Below are 17317 nucleotides of genomic sequence, written 5' to 3'. Positions count from 1 at the left end.
TTATTCGCACGCCTAGACTCGGTTCATTCCAAAAAAAGGTAGGCCGCCATGTCCGAGACGCTGCTCAGTTCCCGCAATCTGGCTTTCGAGCTGTACGAAGTCCTCGATGCCGAGGGCCTGACCCGGCGCGAGCGGTTTGCCGAGCACAATCGCGAAACCTTCGATGCCGCCATCGGTACAGCGCGCAACATCGCTGAAAAGTACTTCGCGCCGCACAACCGCAAGGGCGACGAGAACGAACCGCGCTATGAGAACGGTCAGGCGATTCTGATTCCCGAGGTGAAACCGGCGGTGGATGCGTTCCTCGAAGCCGGATTCCTCAACGCGGCGCGCAGTTTCGACGCCGGCGGCATGCAACTTCCTACATTGTTGTCCCAGGCCTGCTTCGCCCACTTCCAATCGGCCAACGCGGCGTCGACTTCCTATCCGTTCCTGACCATGGGCGCGGCCAACCTGATCGAAAGCTTCGGCACCGAAGAGCAGAAGCAACGCTTCCTGCAACCGATGATCGACGGCCGCTTCTTCGGCACCATGGCCCTGACCGAGCCCCACGCCGGCTCGTCGCTGTCGGATATTCGTACCCGCGCCGAGCCTTCGTCCGACGGCACTTATCGCCTCAAGGGCAACAAGATCTTCATCTCCGGCGGTGATCACCCGCTCTCGGAAAACATCGTGCACATGGTGCTGGCCAAGCTGCCGGACGCACCGGCCGGGGTGAAGGGCATTTCGCTGTTTATCGTGCCCAAGTTTCTGGTCAACGATGACGGCAGCCTAGGCAAACGCAATGACGTGCTGCTGGCCGGGCTGTTCCACAAGATGGGCTGGCGCGGCACCACGTCAACGGCGCTGAACTTCGGCGATAACGGCGAGTGCGTCGGTTATCTGGTGGGCAAGCCGCATCACGGCTTGAGCTACATGTTCCAGATGATGAACGAGGCGCGGATCGGGGTCGGCATGGGCGCGGTGATGCTCGGTTACGCCGGTTACCTGTATTCACTGGAATACGCCCGCGAACGCCCGCAAGGCCGAGTGCCGGACAGCAAGGATCCGACGACGGCGCCGGTAGCGATCATTCAGCACGCGGATGTCAGACGCATGCTGCTGACGCAGAAATCCTACGTAGAAGGTGCTTTCGATCTCGGTCTGTACGCGGCGCGGCTGTTCGATGACACCACTACGCTGGAAACCGAGGCCGAGCGCAAACAGGCCCATGAACTGCTGGATTTGCTGACACCGATCGTCAAATCCTGGCCCTCCGAGTTCTGCCTCAAGGCCAACGAACTGGCGATCCAGATTCTCGGCGGCCACGGTTACACCCGCGAGTACCCGGTGGAGCAGTACTACCGCGACAACCGCCTGAACCCGATCCACGAAGGCACCCACGGCATTCAGTCGCTGGACTTGCTGGGACGCAAACTGGCGCAGAACGGTGGCGCCGGGCTCAAGCAGCTGATTCGCCTGATTGCCGACACCGCCGAGCGCGCGGTGGCGTACGAATCGTTGACCGCACTGCGTGAGCCACTGGAGAAACTGGTGGCGCGCCTACAGACGGTGACCATCGGTCTGCTGACCGACCTGGCTCAGGGCAAGGTCAACAGCAGTCTGGCGAATTCGGCGCTGTACCTGAAGGTGTTCGGGCACGCGGTGATTGGCTGGCGCTGGCTGGAGCAGGCGATTCGCGCCGAGGAAGGGTTGGCCAAGGGGAACGCGGCGGACGCCGACTTCTATCAGGGCAAGTTGCAGGCGGCGCGGTATTTCCTGACGTGGGAAGTGCCGGGGTGCCAGCATGAGCTGGCGTTGCTGGAGGCGCGGGATGATACGTGTCTGGGGATGCAGGATGCGTGGTTCTAAAGCCGGCCCTCACCCCAGCCCTCCCGAAACGTCGGACCGCCCGGAGGGAGAGGGGGCCGACCGAAGTGTCTTGCGCCGTACATCGACCTGAAAAACCGAGTTGATTATGGATTCGGCAAAGCACTTTCAGGTCGACGCATCTCCAGAGCATCCCCCAATCGGTCCCCTCTCCCTTTGGGAGAGGGCTAGGGTGAGGGGCTCTTTGGATCTTGGCACTTAACTCAACTCAACTTGAACCCACCCATCTGCCGCGCCAGATCATCCGCCAGCTTCTGCAACATCTGACAATCCTCACGACAGGCGCGGACCTCCCCCGCCGTCGCCCGGGCCAGATCGGAAATGCCCTGCACGTTGCGGTTGATCTCCTCGGTCACCGCCGACTGTTCCTCGGTCGCCGTCGCCACCTGATGGTTCATGTCGCTGATGCGCTCGACCTGCCCGGTGATCGCAGTCAAAGACGCCCCGGTACGCTGGCTCGATTCGACTCCAGTACCCGTCGCAGCCTGCCCGGTGCGCATCGACGACACCGCATTCTCCGCACCCTGTTTGAGGCTGCCGATCATCTGCTGAATTTCGTCGGTAGACGCCTGAGTCCGGCGCGCCAAAGTTCGCACTTCATCGGCCACCACCGCAAAACCACGCCCCATGTCCCCGGCCCGCGCCGCTTCAATCGCCGCGTTCAGCGCCAACAGATTGGTCTGCTCCGACACCCCGCGAATCACCGCCAGCACCTGGTCAATCGACGCCACCTGATGCGCCAACTCACCCACCGCGCCGGCCGCGACGCCAATTTCATCGGACATGCTTTCTATATGGCGAATCGAACCGCCGACCACTTCCCGCGCCTGCATCGCTTCATCGCGGGCGGTTTGCGAGGCGAGCGCGGCGTTGCCGGCGTTCTGCGCGATCTCCTGCACGGTCAGGCCCATTTCGTGGACGGCAGTGGCGACCATGTCGGTCATTTCCTGCTGGCGACCGGAGCGTTCGGCGGTGTTATCCACAACCCTGGCCACCTGGCCGACCGCGACACGCAGACGCTCGCTGGTGGTCAGCACTTCGCCGATCATCCCGCGCTGGCTGTCGAGGAAACGGTTGAAGCCCCGCGCAAGGTCGCCCAGTTCATCGGCGCGGCTGGAATCTAACCGATGGGTCAAATCTCCACCACCGCTACCGATTGCTACCAGCGCCGCTGTTACCTGACGAATCGGTCGCACCAACCCCTGGGCCAGCCAGATCACCAGCGCCAGGCAAACCAGCGCCACCGCCAGACCGATGCCGCTGCTCATCCACATCGCCCGGCGGGCTTCGGCGTAGATCTGCGACTGTGGCACTTCGGCCACCAGGGTCCAGCCGAGGTCGCGCAAAGGCAGGCTGAAGGCGAGGAAATCTTCGCCGTCGCGCTGGAAGTTGCTGTTGCTCGCCGCTTTATGGCCCATGACCGCTTGTGCTGCAGATTCGCCGATCTGCTCGCTCAAGGTGCGCTTGCCGCTGAACTGTGCTTCGGGATGGACCTGGATCAAGCCGTCGGAACGCACGAGATAGACCTTGCCGCGCTCCCCGAAGCTGAAGTTGTGGATCAGCTCCGACAGCTCTTTCATGCTCAACCCGAGTCCCGCGACGCCGACCACTTTGCCGGCCTGCTCCACCTTCAAATCGATGAACAGCGCCAACTCTCCGGTGGCCCCGTCGTTGTCGATGTTCAGGGTTCGCGGCTGATTGCTGTCGAGGAAGGAGTAGAACCACGCATCGGCCGGTTTGTCGCGACTCAGGGTGCGATCCAGGCCTTTCTCGGTGATGTAGTGATTGGATTCGGTGCCGATGATCAGCGCGGTAAACGCCTTGTGTTCGGCGCGGATACCTTCCAGATACTGCGCGAAGCCTGCCGTTTTACCGGAGTCTTCACCATTGGCCAACCAGTCGCGGACCATGGTGTTGCTGGCGATGTCTTTGGCGGCGGTGAGGGGTTGAACGAGGATTCGTTCGATGTCGTTGCGCGTCGCTTCGATGCTCGATGGCAGCGCCTGTTCGACCAGATAGCTCTGGGCGAGGCGGTTGACCACCAGGGTATAAATGCCAACCACGATCAGAATGCTGACCAGCAGGGCGGTGCCCATACCGAGGATCAGCTGCCATTGAATACTGCGACGCCAGAACTGCATGGAGCACCCCCAAAGAATAAGAGGCTGAAACACTGCAACAGCCGTGCCGATTGTATACAGCGCAATCGACAATCTTATTCTTTGGTTGTGCGCAACCCATCAACCCTGATTGATGGTCTTGGCGATGGTCTCGACCGTGGCGCTGACTTGCTCTTGGTAACGCTCGAGTTCTTCCTGATGCTGCTTCTTCATTTCAATCTGCTGCGAGCACAGATTCATCGCCGCCAGCACCAGCAGGCGGTCACCGATCAGGGTCGGGTATTTCTTCTTGGTGTCGGCCAGTGCGGCCTTGAGCATCAACGCAGCGTCCAGCAGGGTCTGTTCTTCCCCGGCCGGTGCCTTGATCGAATAGTCCTCCCCCATGATGGAGATGACTTTTACCCCTGCTGTGCCATGGTTCATGCGCTGACAGGACCTGCGTTGACGCGATCAACCAGGGCCTGGATGCGCGCGGCGGTGGCGCCGTGCTTTTCTTCCTGTTCCATCAGGCTCAGTTGCAGGCTTTCGTTTTCATCCTTGGCCTGGGCCAGTTCCGTGGACAGGGTCTGGTTGGTTTGCGACAGGGTCTGGTTTTGTTGCACCAGGTCGCTGACGAGCTGTTCCAATTGGCTGAGGGATGCTTCCAACATTTTGATCTTCCAGGGCTTTTTCAAAGGGCGCGTACGATAAAGAAAAGTCGTCATTGACGCCAGGGTTAAACCGGCGCAAGGCCTTGATTTTCCTGGCGGCCGACCGTTCTTGCGAGTGTTAGAGACTGTCATCTGCCGATCTGGTTCCTGCACTTCGTCGCCCGACGCCCCATGCGACAAATACGCACACCGCCTCAAGACTTTAGTCGTATGACCGATAAGTCACCCAACAGCAGTCTCAGCCCGCACGGATGCGGCCCTTCCCTGGTATCCGCCTCCATGTCCCTTCGCAATATGAACATCGCCCCCCGGGCGTTCACCGGTTTCGCCCTGATCGGCGGCCTGATGCTGATTCTCGGCGTGTTCGCCCTGAATCAGATGAGCAAGATCCGCGCAGCAGGCGAAGACATTGCCACCGCCAGCGTGCCTTCGATCAAGGCCCTCGACGAATTCACCCAGTTGACCCTGCGCCTGCGCGTGCTGTCGTATCGGTTGCTGATCAACCGAGAGCCAGACGTCCAGCAAAAAACCATCGAACTGTTCGATTTGCGCAACCGGCAGATCGCCGACGCGCAACGCGCCTACGAGCCGCTGATCGATGGCCCACAAGAACGCGCGGCTTACGATCAGTACGTGCAGTTGCTGGCGCAATACCGTCAACTCGAAGACCGCATGAAAACCCTGTCGCGCAACAATCAGGTCGACGAATTGCGACAGATGCTCAACACCGATTTGCTCGCCAACTCCGAAGCGGTGAATACCGCCCTCGCGCGTTTGCTGGAGATCAACACCCAACAGATCGCCGAGACCAATCAGGGCGCCACTGATCAGTATTCGATGTCGTTCAATCTGGTGGTGACCCTGTTGGTGATTGCCACCGGCCTGACCTTGCTGTTCGCCTGGCTGTTGACCAGCAGCATCACCAAGCCGATCGCCAAGGCGCTGGATGCCGCGGAAACCATCGCCGAGGGCAACCTGACCCAGCCGATCCACGTTGACGGCACCGACGAAGCCGGACGCCTGCTGGCGGCCATGGCCAAGATGCAATCGAAGCTGCGCGACACCCTGCAACGGATTTCCGGCTCGGCCACCCAACTGGCCTCCGCCGCCGAAGAGCTGAACAGCGTCACCGACGAAAGCGCCCGTGGCCTGACCCAGCAGAACAACGAAATCGAACAGGCCGCCACCGCGGTCAACGAGATGACCAGCGCTGTTGAAGAAGTCGCGCGCAACGCGGTCAGCACGTCGGAAGCCTCGAAGAACGCCACCACCTCTGCCGGCGACGGTCGTGATCTGGTGCAGGAAACCGTCAGCGCCATCGAGCGCATGAGCGCCGACGTGCAGAGCACCGCGACCCTGATCGGCGATCTGGCGAACGAATCCCGTGACATCGGCAAGGTGCTGGACGTGATCCGAGGCCTGGCCGACCAGACCAACCTGCTGGCACTCAACGCTGCGATTGAAGCGGCCCGTGCCGGTGAAGCCGGCCGTGGTTTTGCCGTGGTGGCCGATGAAGTCCGTGCCCTGGCGCACCGCACCCAGCAGTCGACCAGCGAAATCGAGCGCATGATCGGCAGCATCCAGAGCGGCACCGAACACGCCGTGGACTCGATGCGCAACAGCACCGAGCGCGCCGAGTCTACCCTGAACATCGCCCGTGGTGCCGGCCTGTCGCTGGACACCATCAACAACGCCATCGTCGAAATCAACGAGCGCAATCTGGTGATCGCCAGCGCCGCCGAAGAGCAGGCGCAGGTGGCGCGGGAAGTGGATCGCAACCTGGTGAACATCCGCGATCTGTCGGTGCAGTCGGCGACCGGCGCGAATCAGACCAGTGCGGCGAGTAATGAGCTGTCGCGATTGGCGCTGGATCTGAACAATATGGTTGGGCGGTTCAGCCTGTAATTTTGAGATCAAGATCAAAAGCTACCCCCTCATCGGAACGCCGCCCGCCCAGCCCTCTCCCCCTAAAGGGGGCGAGGGGGAAAGGGAGCAGATCGGGGGCTTTTCAGATCGTGAGTTCGACTCGCAATTGCAAGTCGGTGCAACTCGCATAAACGCCGCGATCAGTCCCCTCTCCCTCCGGGAGAGGGTTAGGGTGAGGGCAGCGGTCTGAAGCCAGGCACAACCGCTAATGACTCCGCCGCAAAAAGCTTTTTGACAGCATCACATTTCAACAGGTTAGAATCGCTGGCACGCAGACTGCATGGTCAGTTTGTGCCCGTCTTTCCGCTTCTGGAGTACTGCCTTTGAATGCGACGACCATCAACAGCCTGTTCTTGATCGGCGCGTTGCTGGTAGGCGCAAGTATTCTTGTCAGCTCCCTGTCTTCCCGTCTCGGCATCCCGATTCTGGTGATCATCCTCGCGGTCGGCATGGCTGCCGGGGTCGATGGCGGCGGCATCATTTTCGATAACTACCCGACGGCCTATCTGGTCGGCAACCTCGCGCTGGCAGTGATCCTGCTCGACGGCGGCTTGCGCACCCGGGTGTCCAGTTTCCGCGTGGCGTTGTGGCCGGCCTTGTCGCTGGCCACGGTCGGCGTTCTTATCACCACCGGCCTCACCGGCATGGCCGCTGCCTGGCTGTTTGATCTCAATCTGATTCAAGGCCTGCTGATCGGCGCCATCGTCGGTTCCACGGACGCCGCCGCGGTGTTCTCGCTGCTCGGCGGCAAGGGCCTGAACGAGCGGGTGACCGCCAGCCTGGAAATCGAATCCGGCAGCAACGACCCGATGGCGGTGTTCCTCACCGTGACCCTGATCGACATGCTCGCCAGCGGCCAGACCGGCCTGCACTGGAGCCTGTTGACCCACCTGATCCGCGAGTTCGGCATTGGCGGTGTGATCGGTCTGGGCGGTGGCTGGCTGATGCTGCAACTGGTCAACCGGATCAATCTCGCCGCCGGTCTGTATCCGATTCTGGTGATCGCCGGCGGTCTGGTGGTGTTCGCCCTGACCAACGCCCTGCACGGCAGCGGCTTCCTCGCCGTGTACCTGTGCGGTCTGGTGATCGGCAACCGCCCGGTGCGCAGCCGTCACGGCATCCTGCACATGCTCGACGGCATGGCGTGGCTGGCGCAGATCGGCATGTTCCTGGTGCTGGGGCTGCTGGTCACGCCGCATGATCTGCTGCCGATCGCCCTGCCGGCGCTGGGTCTGGCGCTGTGGATGATTCTGTTCGCTCGGCCGCTGTCGGTGCTGGTCGGGCTGTTGCCCTTCAAGGCCTTCCACGGTCGCGAGAAAGCCTTCATTTCCTGGGTCGGCCTGCGTGGCGCGGTACCGATCATTCTGGCGGTGTTCCCGCTGATGGCCGGGCTGCCGAATGCGCAGCTGTATTTCAACCTCGCCTTCTTTATCGTGCTGGTGTCGCTGCTGGTGCAGGGCACGAGCCTGCCGTGGGTGGCCAAGCTGCTCAAGGTGACCGTACCGCCGGAGCCGGCGCCGATCTCCCGCGCCGCCCTCGAAGTGCACGTCACCAGCGAGTGGGAGCTGTTCGTTTACAAGCTCGGCGCGGAAAAATGGTGCATCGGTTCGCCCCTGCGCGAACTGAAAATGCCCGAAGGCACCCGTATCGCCGCCCTGTTTCGCGGTCAGCAACTGCTCCATCCGTCGGGTAGTACGGTGCTGGAAGTCGATGATTTGCTGTGTGTTATCGGCCATGAACACAACCTTCCGGCCCTCGGAAAACTGTTCAGCCAGGCGCCGCAACGGGGCCTCGATCTGCGCTTCTTCGGCGACTTCGTGCTCGAAGGAGACGCCCAGCTCAAAGCGGTTGCCGCCCTGTACGGCCTGCCCGCCGAAGGCATCGATCCGGACATGACCCTGGGCCACTTCATTGCCCAGAAAGTCGGTGGTGCACCGATTGTTGGCGACCAGGTGGAATGGAACAACACCCACTGGACGGTTGCGGTCATGGACGGGAACAAGATCGCCAAAGTGGGCGTCAGATTCCCCGAAGGAAGTCGCCCGGGCCCCGGACTCTTCCTCTAAACTGCGTCCACTCTCACTTGCTTGACCGGTCTCTATGCCTACCCTGCGCTCCTTTTTCCTCGCGGCCCTGCTGGGCCTGAGTCTTTCCGTCGGCCCGCTGCAAGCCGCCGAACCACCGTCCAGCGACGCCGTGCAGGCCAGCCTGGACAAGCTCACCGACAGCAAACTGCCCGAGGCCGACAAGAAGGCCCTGCAGACGGTCCTGCAAAACACGCTGAACCAGCTCAACAACCGGCGTGATTACGAGCAGAAGCTGATCGACCTCAAGCAGCAGTTGGCCACTGCGCCGAAGCAGACCATCGAGAATTCTCGCGAACTGACCCGCCTCAAGGCCAGCGCCGTGGTACCGGTAGCACAGCGCTTCCCCAAGGAAAACATCCAGCAGCTGGAGCAGATGCTCACCGAGCGCTCGACCCAGCAAAGCGATCTGCAAAAGGCCCTGGCCGACGCCAACAGCCTGATCATCACCGCCCAGACCCGTCCCGAGCGTGCCCAGGCCGAGATTTCCAGCAGCCAGACGCGCATCCAGCAGATCAACAACATCCTCAAGACCGGCAAGGACGCCGGCAAAACCGTCAGCGCCGAGCAGCGCGACCTGCTCAACGCCGAGCTGGCCGCCCTGAACGCGCTGATCCCGCTGCGCCGTCAGGAACTGGCCGGCAACAACCAGTTGCAGGATCTGGGCAACAGTCAGCATGACCTGCTCTCGGAAAAGTCCGACCGTCTGGATCGCGAGATCCAGGAACTGCAAACCCTGATCAACCAGAAACGTCTGACCCTGTCGCAGGAAACCGTGACGCAGCAGTCGATCGAGGCCCAAAAGTCCGGCAGCAGCGCCCTGCTCGCCACGGAAAGCGCGGCCAACCTCAAGCTCTCCGACTACCTGCTCAAAAGCACCGACCGTCTCAACGAACTCACCCAGCAGAACCTGCAGACCAAGCAGCAACTGGACAGCGTGACCCAGAGCGACTCGGCCCTCGACGAGCAGATCAACGTGCTCAAGGGCAGCCTGCTGCTGTCGAAGATTCTCTATAAGCAGAAGCAAGCGCTGCCGCGCCTCAAGGTCGACCGCGATCTGGCGGACCAGATCGCCGACATTCGCCTGTACCAGTTCGAAATCAACCAACAGCGCGAACAACTGAGCAATCCGGCGACGTACGTCGACAACCTGCTGTCCACCCAGCCGCCGGAGCAAGTCACGCCACAACTGCGCAAGAGCCTGCTGGAGCTGGCCAACACCCGCGTTGATCTGTTGGAACGGTTGAGTCGCGAACTGAGCGCGATGCTCAACGAGTCGATCACCCTGCAACTGAACCAGAAACAACTGCTGAGCACCGCGCAAAGCCTGCGCGCAACTCTCGACGAGCAAATGTTCTGGATTCCCAGCAACAAGCCGCTGGACACCGAATGGATGCGCGGCGTGCCGGAGCGCCTGAAGCGTCAGGTCGACACCTTGCCGCTGGCCTCGAGCCTCAGCGAACTGACCGACGGCCTGACCCAGCGACCGCTGTTGTTCCTGCCGCTGGCGCTGCTGATCGGCGCGCTGCTGTGGCGCCGCAAGCAGTTGTATTCGCGCTTGAACAAGGTTCACCAGGACATCGGCCACTTCAAGCGTGACAGTCAGTGGCACACGCCGCAGGCGATCCTGATCAATATTCTGCTGGCGATGCCGGTGGCGCTGGGCCTGGCCCTGTGCGGGCTGGCGTTGCAGATCGACGCCCGTGGGCAGAACGCGAACATGGGCGCGGCGCTGCTGCAAATGGCCCAGGCGTGGCTGGTGTTCTACACCGCTTACCGGATCCTCGCGCCGGGTGGCGTGGCCGAATTGCACTTCCGCTGGGAAAAGCCGCAGGTCGAATTCCTGCAAGGCTGGGTCCGTCGCCTCGGACTGGTGGTCATGGCGTTGGTGGCGGTGGTGGCGGTTGCCGAACTGCAACCGGCGGCACTGGCCGACGATGTGCTGGGCATGCCGGTGGTGCTGACCTGCTATGCGCTGATGGCGTGGCTGCTCAGCCGCCTGCTGATCAGCAGCCCGACCCACGAAAACGCCTCGCTGTTCCGCAAGGCCGTGGGCGTGATGTTTACCCTTCTGCCCATCGCGCTGTTCGTCGCCGTGTGCTTCGGCTACTACTACACCGCGCTGAAGCTCAGCGACCGCTTGATCAACACTCTGTACCTGCTGATGTTCTGGCTGGTGATCGAAGCGACCTTCGTCCGTGGCCTCGCGGTCGCGGCACGCCGTCTGGCCTACCAGCGCGCCCTGGCCAAACGTCAGGCCGCGAAAGAAGCCGGCGACGGCGAAGCGGTGATCGAAGAGCCGACCCTGGACATCGAAAAGGTCAACGAACAGTCCCTGCGCCTGATCCGTCTGGCACTGCTCGGCGGCTTCATCGCCGCGCTGTACTGGGTGTGGGCCGACCTGATTACGGTGTTCTCGTACCTCGACAACATCACCCTCTACGAATACACCAGCGGCACCGGCGCCAATATGAGCATGGTGCCGATCAGCATCGGCGACATGCTCGGCGCGCTGATCATCATCGGCATCACCTTTGCCCTCGCCCGCAACTTGCCGGGCCTGCTTGAAGTGTTCGTACTGTCGAAACTCAATCTGGCCCAGGGCAGTGCGTACGCGACCACGACGCTGCTGTCGTACGTGATCGCCGGGGTCGGTTTCGTCTCGACCCTGTCGACCCTCGGCGTGAGCTGGGACAAGTTGCAATGGCTGGTGGCGGCGCTGTCGGTGGGCCTCGGTTTCGGTATGCAGGAGATCTTCGCGAACTTCATCTCCGGCATCATGATCCTGTTCGAACGCCCGGTGCGGATCGGCGACACCATCACCATCGGCAACCTGTCGGGCACGGTGAGCAAGATCCGCATCCGCGCCACGACCATCACCGACTTCGACCGCAAGGACATCATTGTCCCGAACAAGACGTTCATCACCGGGCAACTGATCAACTGGTCGCTGACCGACACCATCACCCGGGTGACCTTGAAACTGGGCGTGGATTACGGTTCGGATCTGGATCTGGTCAAGGAACTGCTGCTCAAGGCCGCCCGGGAAAACCCGCGCGTGCTCAAGGAACCCGAGCCGCATGTGTACTTCCTCAATTTCGGCGAAAGCACCCTGGACCACGAACTGCGCATGCATGTGCGTGATCTCGGCGACCGCAACCCGGTACTCGACGAGGTCAACCGCTTCATCAACCGTGAGTTCAAGAAGCAGCACATCAACATCTCGTTCCGCCAGATGGAGGTTTACCTGAAGAACCTTCACGGCCAGGAATACAAGATGGTGCCGATCGAGCCGGAAACCAAAACCATCGTGCCGGTCAGCGACGACCAGAAACCGTTGCAGGAACCGCCGCCTGCCAAACTCGACTAACCCGGCTAATCCCAGCAGAATGCTCGGACATTCTGCTGGAGCCGGTCCTTGAAAGCCCTCGACGAACTGACCTTCGACAACCGCTTCGCCCGCCTGGGCGATGCGTTCTCGGCCCACGTGCTGCCCGAACCGATCGACAATCCGCGACTGGTCGTGGCCAGCCCTGCGGCCCTGGCGCTGCTGGATCTGGATCCGGCGACGGCCGACACCCAGGAATTTGCCGAACTGTTCGGCGGCCACAAGTTGTGGGCCGATGCCGAGCCGCGGGCGATGGTCTATTCCGGACATCAGTTCGGCGGTTACACCCCGCAACTGGGCGACGGTCGCGGGTTGTTGCTGGGCGAGGTCTACAACGCCGCCGGCGAGCACTGGGACCTGCATCTGAAGGGCGCCGGGCAGACGCCGTTCTCGCGCATGGGCGACGGTCGCGCGGTGCTGCGTTCGTCGATCCGCGAGTTTCTCGCTTCCGAAGCGCTGCATGCGCTGAACATCCCGTCTTCACGCGCCGCCTGCGTGATCGGCTCCGACACCCCGGTCTGGCGTGAGAAACAGGAACGCGCCGCGATGGTGCTGCGCCTGGCGCCGAGCCACATCCGTTTCGGCCACTTCGAATACTTCTATTACACCAAGCGTCCCGAACAGCAGAAGCAACTCGGCGAGCACGTATTGGCGATGCACTACCCCGAGTGCCTGGAGCAGCCGGAACCGTATCTGGCGATGTTCCGCGAGATCGTCGAGCGCAACGCCGAACTGATCGCCAAGTGGCAGGCCTACGGTTTCTGCCACGGCGTGATGAACACCGACAACATGTCGATCCTCGGCATCACCTTCGACTTCGGCCCGTTCGCCTTCCTCGACGATTTCGACGCGAACTTCATCTGCAACCACTCCGATGATCAGGGCCGCTATTCCTTCAGCAATCAGGTGCCGGTCGGCCAGTGGAACCTCAGCGCCCTGGCCCAGGCCCTGACGCCGTTCATCAGCGTTGAAGCCCTGCGCGAAACCCTCGGCCTGTACCTGCCGCTGTTCCAGGCCCATTACCTCGACCTTATGCGCCGCCGCTTCGGCTTCACCACCGCCGAGGACGACGACCAGCAACTGTTGGAACAACTGCTGCAACTGATGCAGAACAGCGCCGTCGACTACACGCTGTTCTTCCGTCGTCTGGGCGAACAGTCAGCCGAACAGGCCGTCGCTCGCCTGCGCGATGACTTCGTCGATATCAAAGGTTTCGATGCCTGGGGCGAGCGCTATGTCGCCCGTGTCGCACGCGATGGCGCGACCGATCAGGAACAGCGCCGTGCGCGCATGCATGCGGTGAATCCGCTGTACATCCTGCGCAACTATCTGGCGCAGAAGGCGATTGATGCTGCCGAGCAGGGTGATTATTCCGAAGTGCGCCGATTGCACGCGGTGTTGAGCAATCCATTCGAGGAACAGCCTGGAATGGAGAGCTACGCGCAACGGCCGCCGGAGTGGGGCAAGCATTTGGAGATCAGTTGCTCGTCTTGAGGCCGTTTCCAGCTTCCAAATGCTCAAGACGATCGATGTAACTGGCGATAAGCGTCGAGATGGCGGCCTATCATTTCGACCAAACCCATGAGCGGGTGTGACTCGTCCGCTCCAGCCATGCCTCTCAGTTCCTTAACTGATTCGACCAAAAAATTGTATTCCTCCTCTGACTCTGGCCGTTTAAGAACAGGTGCGACGTGAATCCAGTGCTCAATAGCCAACTCAACTATTCCGCTCATTTTTGCCCCTTGCGTTGGTTCCCAGCGAATTACCAGGACGCCCGGATTCACTCTATGTCGTGAGCAGAAGGAGAAAAATCAGCCGAAACGACACTTTATGTAGGAGACATCTTCGATTACTGAAGGTAACTGCTGTCAGATTTCGCCTTGATAAATACCTCGCACGACTCCAGATTTGTTGTACGAACTGCCTAATTCACCGAGCCGATCATGACCGACCCACTCCTCATCCCCTGCCCCTCCTGCAACGGCCTCAACCGCATCCCCGCCGAGCGCCTCAACGACCACCCGAAGTGCGGGCGCTGCAAGTCCGAGGTGCTGTTGAACAAGCCGTTTGAGCTCAAGCAAGGCGATTACGCCAGTCAGATCAAGGGTGATCTGCCGTTGCTGGTGGACGTATGGGCGGACTGGTGTGGGCCGTGCAAGTCATTTGCGCCGGTGTTCGAGCAGGCGGCTGCGCAGTTGGCGGGCAAGTGCCGGCTGGCCAAGCTGGACAGCGAGGCCAATCAGCAGTTGTCGGCGCAATTGGGGATTCGTTCGATTCCGAGCCTGATTCTGTTCCGCAACGGCCGGGAAGTCGCCCGTCAGAGCGGGGCCTTCCCGTTGCCGCAGTTGATGGCCTGGCTGCGCAGCCAGGGCATCTGACAAGGTTTCAGGCGTCTTCGAGCAGGTTGTGCAGTTCGACGAACTGTTGCGTCAGCTTGTGCCGTGGGTCGAGGTGGATCAGCGGCGTGTTGGCCTGATGCGATTCGCGCATGCGCACTGAACTGGCGAGGTAGACCGGCAGTACCGGCAGGCCCTCGGCGATCAGTTCGTCGAGGATTTGCTGCGGCAGGCTGGCCCGGGCCTGGAACTGGTTGACCACAATGCCTTCGACTTCCAGGCCTTCGTTGTGGTCTTCCTTCAACTCGTCGATCTCGGCGATCAGACCGTAGAGGGCCTGACGCGAGAAGCTGTCGCAGTCAAAGGGAATCAGTACCCGATCGGCGGCAATCAGTGCCGAGACCGCATAGAAATTCAGCGCCGGCGGCGTATCCAGATAGATCCGGTCGTAATCTTCCGACAACTCGTCGAGCAGCTTTCGCAGCTTGTTGATCTTGTGTTTGGCCTCGAGCTTGGGCTGCAAGTCGGCCAGTTCGGCGGTGGCGGTGATGATGTGCAGGTTGTCGAAGGGCGTTTCGTAGATATCCGCCTGATTCTTTTTCGAGAACGGTCCGGAAGACAGGGTCTGCTTGAAGAAATCGGCAATGCCCATCGGAATGTCATCACCCGTGAGCCCGGTCAGATACTGAGTGGAATTGGCCTGGGCATCGAGGTCGACCAACAGCGTGCGATAACCCTCGCTGGCGCTTACCGCCGCCAGATTGCAGGCAATACTGGATTTGCCCACGCCACCTTTCTGATTGAACACCACGCGCCGCATGACAAAACCTCCGTGTATCAAAGAATGACCGAGTGTAGTGGTGCCCGGTGCCGGTTCGCTACCTCGATGGACGCGGACTACAAAGTCAGGCGCCAATCTCCCAATGAATACGGCGCAAAGACACTCCTTGATTGCGGATTCGCCTGACAGACAGACACCCGACAATCTGGATAATGGCCAAGTGACAGCTCTTGCCGCGTACCATTCGGTTCATTTCGTCGTTCAAAACGTAACCAGCATTTGCTACACACTCGTCGCACCGGGATAATGCGCGCCACCCGGCGCCACGCGCCATGCCATTTCAGGCTAAATCAGCTCAGCGGCGACGTTGGCGAAACCGCGTCAACTCAGCCCGCAGGGGCGGGATAAATGTCCGTGATCAACTTCAACATCGCCCAATGGCGCGCCTGGGCTCCCGGGCTCGACAGTGTGGAAGCCTGGCAAGCCTGGAGCCGACAGCCGGTCGTGCTCGAAGGCAGCGATGCCGCACCCGATGTGTCGTTTCTGCCGGCCATGCAGCGCCGTCGTCTCAGCCGTCTGGCGCGGATGGCGTTCAGTGTCGGCTGGCCGCTGGCCGACGGTCGGGAAAATCTGCCGCTGGTGTTCGTCTCCCGGCACGGCGAAACCCCGCGCACCTTTGAAATTCTCAGTGATCTGGCCAACGAACAGCCGCTGTCGCCGACCCAGTTCAGCCTGTCGGTGCACAACGCAATCATCGGCCTGTGGTCGATCATGCGCGGCGAAACCAGCGAAATGACCGCCCTCGCCGCGGCCGGCGACGGCCTCGAACACGGCATGCTCGAAGCGGCGACGTTGTTGAACGAAGGGGCCCCCGCCGTGCTGCTGGTGATCACCGAGGAACAACCGCCCGAAGCCTATTCGACGTGGATCGACGACGTACCGTTTCCCTACGCGGTCGGGCTGTTGCTCACCCCCGGTACCGACTGGCGGCTGACCCTGAACAGCGCCCCGCAAGCACGGTCAAAACCGCAGTGGCCCCACGCACTGAATCTGCTGCGAACCCTGCTCGGTCAGCAACCCCATTGCCAACATGCCTGGAAGAATCGTCTATGGACCTGGCAACGCAACCCGTGATCGGAAAAAACCGCGACGCCTATTACTGGCGTCTGCTGGCCACTGCCACCAGCTTCGCCCTGTTCGGGCTCGGTGGTCTGTGCCTGCGCCTGCTGGTATTTCCATTGCTCGGTTGCCTGCCGGGCGACGCCATTGCGCATCGCGAGCGGGCACGCCAGACCGTCAGTCGGCTGTTCTGGTTTTTCGTCCGGTTCATGGCCCGTACCGGCGTGCTGACCTACGACATCCAGGGCGCCGAACGGCTCGGCCGTCCGGGGCAGATGATCATCGCCAACCACCCGTCGCTGATCGACGTGGTATTCCTGATCGGTCTGGTGCGCGGGGCCAATTGCGTGGTGAAGAAAAGCCTGTGGGAAAACCCCTTCACCCGCGGCCCGCTGCGCAGCACCGAATACATCAGCAACGACGGCAGCATGGACATGCTCGACGCCGCCGCCGGCGCATTGCAGAGCGGGCAGACCCTGATCATTTTTCCCGAAGGCACCCGCACCCAGCCAGGTCAGGCGCCGGCCTTTCATCGGGGCGCGGCGGCCATCGCGCTGCGCGGTGCGAAAATCCTCACCCCGGTGGTGATCAAGGTCAATCCGACCACCCTGACCAAAGCCGAGCCCTGGTATCGCATTCCCAGTCGCCGCGTGCACTTCAGTTTTCACGTCGGGGCCGATATAGACCCACAGACTTTCGCCGCGCAGGGCCCCCCGCCCCAGGCTTCGCGCAAGCTCAACGACTATTTGCACCAATTCTTTATCAAGGAGCTCGCCGAAGATGAGCGATCTAAACCGTGACATAAAAGAGCTGATCATCGACGCCCTGGGCCTCGAAGACATCAGCCCAGAGGACATCGGCGACGACCAGACGCTGTTCGGCGAAGGCTTGGGCCTGGACTCCGTCGACGCCCTGGAGCTCGGCCTGGCGATCCAGAAAAAGTACGGCATCAAGATCGACGCCGACGCCAAGGACACCCGCAACCATTTCACCAACGTGGCGAGCCTTGCGGCGTTCGTCACGGCAAAACAGGCAGCTTGAGAC

13 protein-coding genes and 1 pseudogene are annotated in these 17317 nt (G+C 61.4%); 10 read left to right on the top strand and 4 right to left on the bottom strand.

All coding sequences use genetic code 11. The features are described from left to right. Positions 1–48: 48 nt before the first annotated feature. Positions 49–1851 (top strand): acyl-CoA dehydrogenase, encoded by a 1803-nt coding sequence (locus CAF76_RS18775; protein WP_085648043.1) that lies wholly within the window; start codon positions 49–51, stop codon positions 1849–1851. 221 nt (positions 1852–2072) lie between these two features. Here CAF76_RS18775 and CAF76_RS18770 read toward each other — a convergent pair whose 3' ends face one another. The 3 genes from CAF76_RS18770 to CAF76_RS18760 all read right to left on the bottom strand — a co-directional run bounded on the left by CAF76_RS18770 (position 2073) and on the right by CAF76_RS18760 (position 4639). Next, the gene (locus CAF76_RS18770) at positions 2073–4010 is read right to left on the bottom strand and encodes a methyl-accepting chemotaxis protein (protein WP_085648042.1); all 1938 of its coding nucleotides are present in this window, start codon (positions 4008–4010) and stop codon (positions 2073–2075) included. Between the two features lie 99 nt (positions 4011–4109). Further along, entirely contained in the window at positions 4110–4412 is a 303-nt protein-coding gene (locus CAF76_RS18765) for a cell division protein ZapA (protein ID WP_064592966.1), read from the bottom strand. Then, complete coding sequence (locus CAF76_RS18760; RefSeq protein WP_064592964.1) at positions 4409–4639, bottom strand: hypothetical protein; 231 nt, start codon at positions 4637–4639, stop codon at positions 4409–4411. Before CAF76_RS18760 ends, CAF76_RS18765 begins: the two co-directional genes overlap by 4 nt. Positions 4640–4810: 171 nt before the next feature. Here CAF76_RS18760 and CAF76_RS29105 point away from each other — a divergent pair. The 6 genes and pseudogenes from CAF76_RS29105 to trxC form a co-directional block, all read left to right on the top strand. Next, positions 4811–5689 (top strand): annotated as a pseudogene (locus CAF76_RS29105) (MCP four helix bundle domain-containing protein); the annotation flags it as partial. Next, a complete protein-coding gene (locus CAF76_RS29100; protein ID WP_371857897.1) occupies positions 5672–6544 on the top strand; it encodes a methyl-accepting chemotaxis protein in 873 nt (290 codons plus the stop codon). The pseudogene CAF76_RS29105 and the gene CAF76_RS29100, both read left to right, overlap by 18 nt. A gap of 344 nt (positions 6545–6888) precedes the next feature. Continuing rightward, positions 6889–8631 (top strand): potassium/proton antiporter, encoded by a 1743-nt coding sequence (locus CAF76_RS18745; protein ID WP_085648039.1) that lies wholly within the window; start codon positions 6889–6891, stop codon positions 8629–8631. A gap of 34 nt (positions 8632–8665) precedes the next feature. Then, positions 8666–12019, top strand: a complete 3354-nt coding sequence (gene mscK, locus CAF76_RS18740) for a mechanosensitive channel MscK (protein WP_085648038.1) — start codon at positions 8666–8668, stop codon at positions 12017–12019. Between the two features lie 48 nt (positions 12020–12067). Next, positions 12068–13531, top strand: a complete 1464-nt coding sequence (gene selO, locus CAF76_RS18735) for a protein adenylyltransferase SelO (protein WP_085648037.1) — start codon at positions 12068–12070, stop codon at positions 13529–13531. A 449-nt stretch (positions 13532–13980) separates the two neighbouring features. After that, positions 13981–14415, top strand: coding sequence for a thioredoxin TrxC (gene trxC / locus CAF76_RS18725; RefSeq protein ID WP_064592954.1), 435 nt, complete (start codon positions 13981–13983; stop codon positions 14413–14415). 7 nt (positions 14416–14422) lie between these two features. On the opposite strand, the gene CAF76_RS18720 is transcribed toward trxC, so the two are convergent. Beyond that, positions 14423–15193: a ParA family protein gene (locus CAF76_RS18720; RefSeq protein WP_007952339.1), complete on the bottom strand. Its 771-nt coding sequence runs from the start codon at positions 15191–15193 to the stop codon at positions 14423–14425. Between the two features lie 369 nt (positions 15194–15562). Between CAF76_RS18720 and CAF76_RS18715 the strand changes: the two genes are divergently transcribed. Genes CAF76_RS18715 through CAF76_RS18705 form a run of 3 tightly spaced genes read left to right on the top strand, consistent with a single transcriptional unit; the run spans position 15563 to position 17314 of the window. Further along, complete coding sequence (locus CAF76_RS18715) at positions 15563–16288, top strand: beta-ketoacyl synthase chain length factor (protein WP_064592952.1); 726 nt, start codon at positions 15563–15565, stop codon at positions 16286–16288. Next, positions 16264–17073 carry a 1-acyl-sn-glycerol-3-phosphate acyltransferase gene (locus CAF76_RS18710; protein WP_064592950.1) on the top strand — a complete coding sequence of 270 codons (810 nt, stop codon included), beginning with the start codon at positions 16264–16266 and terminating at the stop codon, positions 17071–17073. The genes CAF76_RS18715 and CAF76_RS18710 overlap by 25 nt, the downstream gene beginning before the upstream one ends. Continuing rightward, on the top strand, positions 17054–17314 hold the full coding sequence (locus CAF76_RS18705) for a phosphopantetheine-binding protein (protein ID WP_064592948.1): 261 nt from the start codon (positions 17054–17056) through the stop codon (positions 17312–17314). Before CAF76_RS18710 ends, CAF76_RS18705 begins: the two co-directional genes overlap by 20 nt. Positions 17315–17317: the final 3 nt, after the last annotated feature.

The sequence above is a fragment of the Pseudomonas sp. B40(2017) genome, assembly GCF_002112855.1.
In the GTDB taxonomy this organism is placed as follows: domain Bacteria; phylum Pseudomonadota; class Gammaproteobacteria; order Pseudomonadales; family Pseudomonadaceae; genus Aquipseudomonas; species Aquipseudomonas pharyngis.
This window is presented reverse-complemented; position numbering and strand designations above follow the sequence as displayed.

Coding starts and splice junctions, on each gene's coding strand:
- CAF76_RS18775 (WP_085648043.1), top strand. CDS start 49: ATGTCCGAGACGCTGCTCAGTTCCCGCAATCTGGCTTTCGAGCTGTAC.
- CAF76_RS18770 (WP_085648042.1), bottom strand. CDS start 4,010: ATGCAGTTCTGGCGTCGCAGTATTCAATGGCAGCTGATCCTCGGTATG.
- CAF76_RS18765 (WP_064592966.1), bottom strand. CDS start 4,412: ATGAACCATGGCACAGCAGGGGTAAAAGTCATCTCCATCATGGGGGAG.
- CAF76_RS18760 (WP_064592964.1), bottom strand. CDS start 4,639: ATGTTGGAAGCATCCCTCAGCCAATTGGAACAGCTCGTCAGCGACCTG.
- CAF76_RS29100 (WP_371857897.1), top strand. CDS start 5,672: ATGGCCAAGATGCAATCGAAGCTGCGCGACACCCTGCAACGGATTTCC.
- mscK (WP_085648038.1), top strand. CDS start 8,666: ATGCCTACCCTGCGCTCCTTTTTCCTCGCGGCCCTGCTGGGCCTGAGT.
- trxC (WP_064592954.1), top strand. CDS start 13,981: ATGACCGACCCACTCCTCATCCCCTGCCCCTCCTGCAACGGCCTCAAC.
- CAF76_RS18720 (WP_007952339.1), bottom strand. CDS start 15,193: ATGCGGCGCGTGGTGTTCAATCAGAAAGGTGGCGTGGGCAAATCCAGT.
- CAF76_RS18715 (WP_064592952.1), top strand. CDS start 15,563: ATGTCCGTGATCAACTTCAACATCGCCCAATGGCGCGCCTGGGCTCCC.
- CAF76_RS18710 (WP_064592950.1), top strand. CDS start 16,264: ATGGACCTGGCAACGCAACCCGTGATCGGAAAAAACCGCGACGCCTAT.
- CAF76_RS18705 (WP_064592948.1), top strand. CDS start 17,054: ATGAGCGATCTAAACCGTGACATAAAAGAGCTGATCATCGACGCCCTG.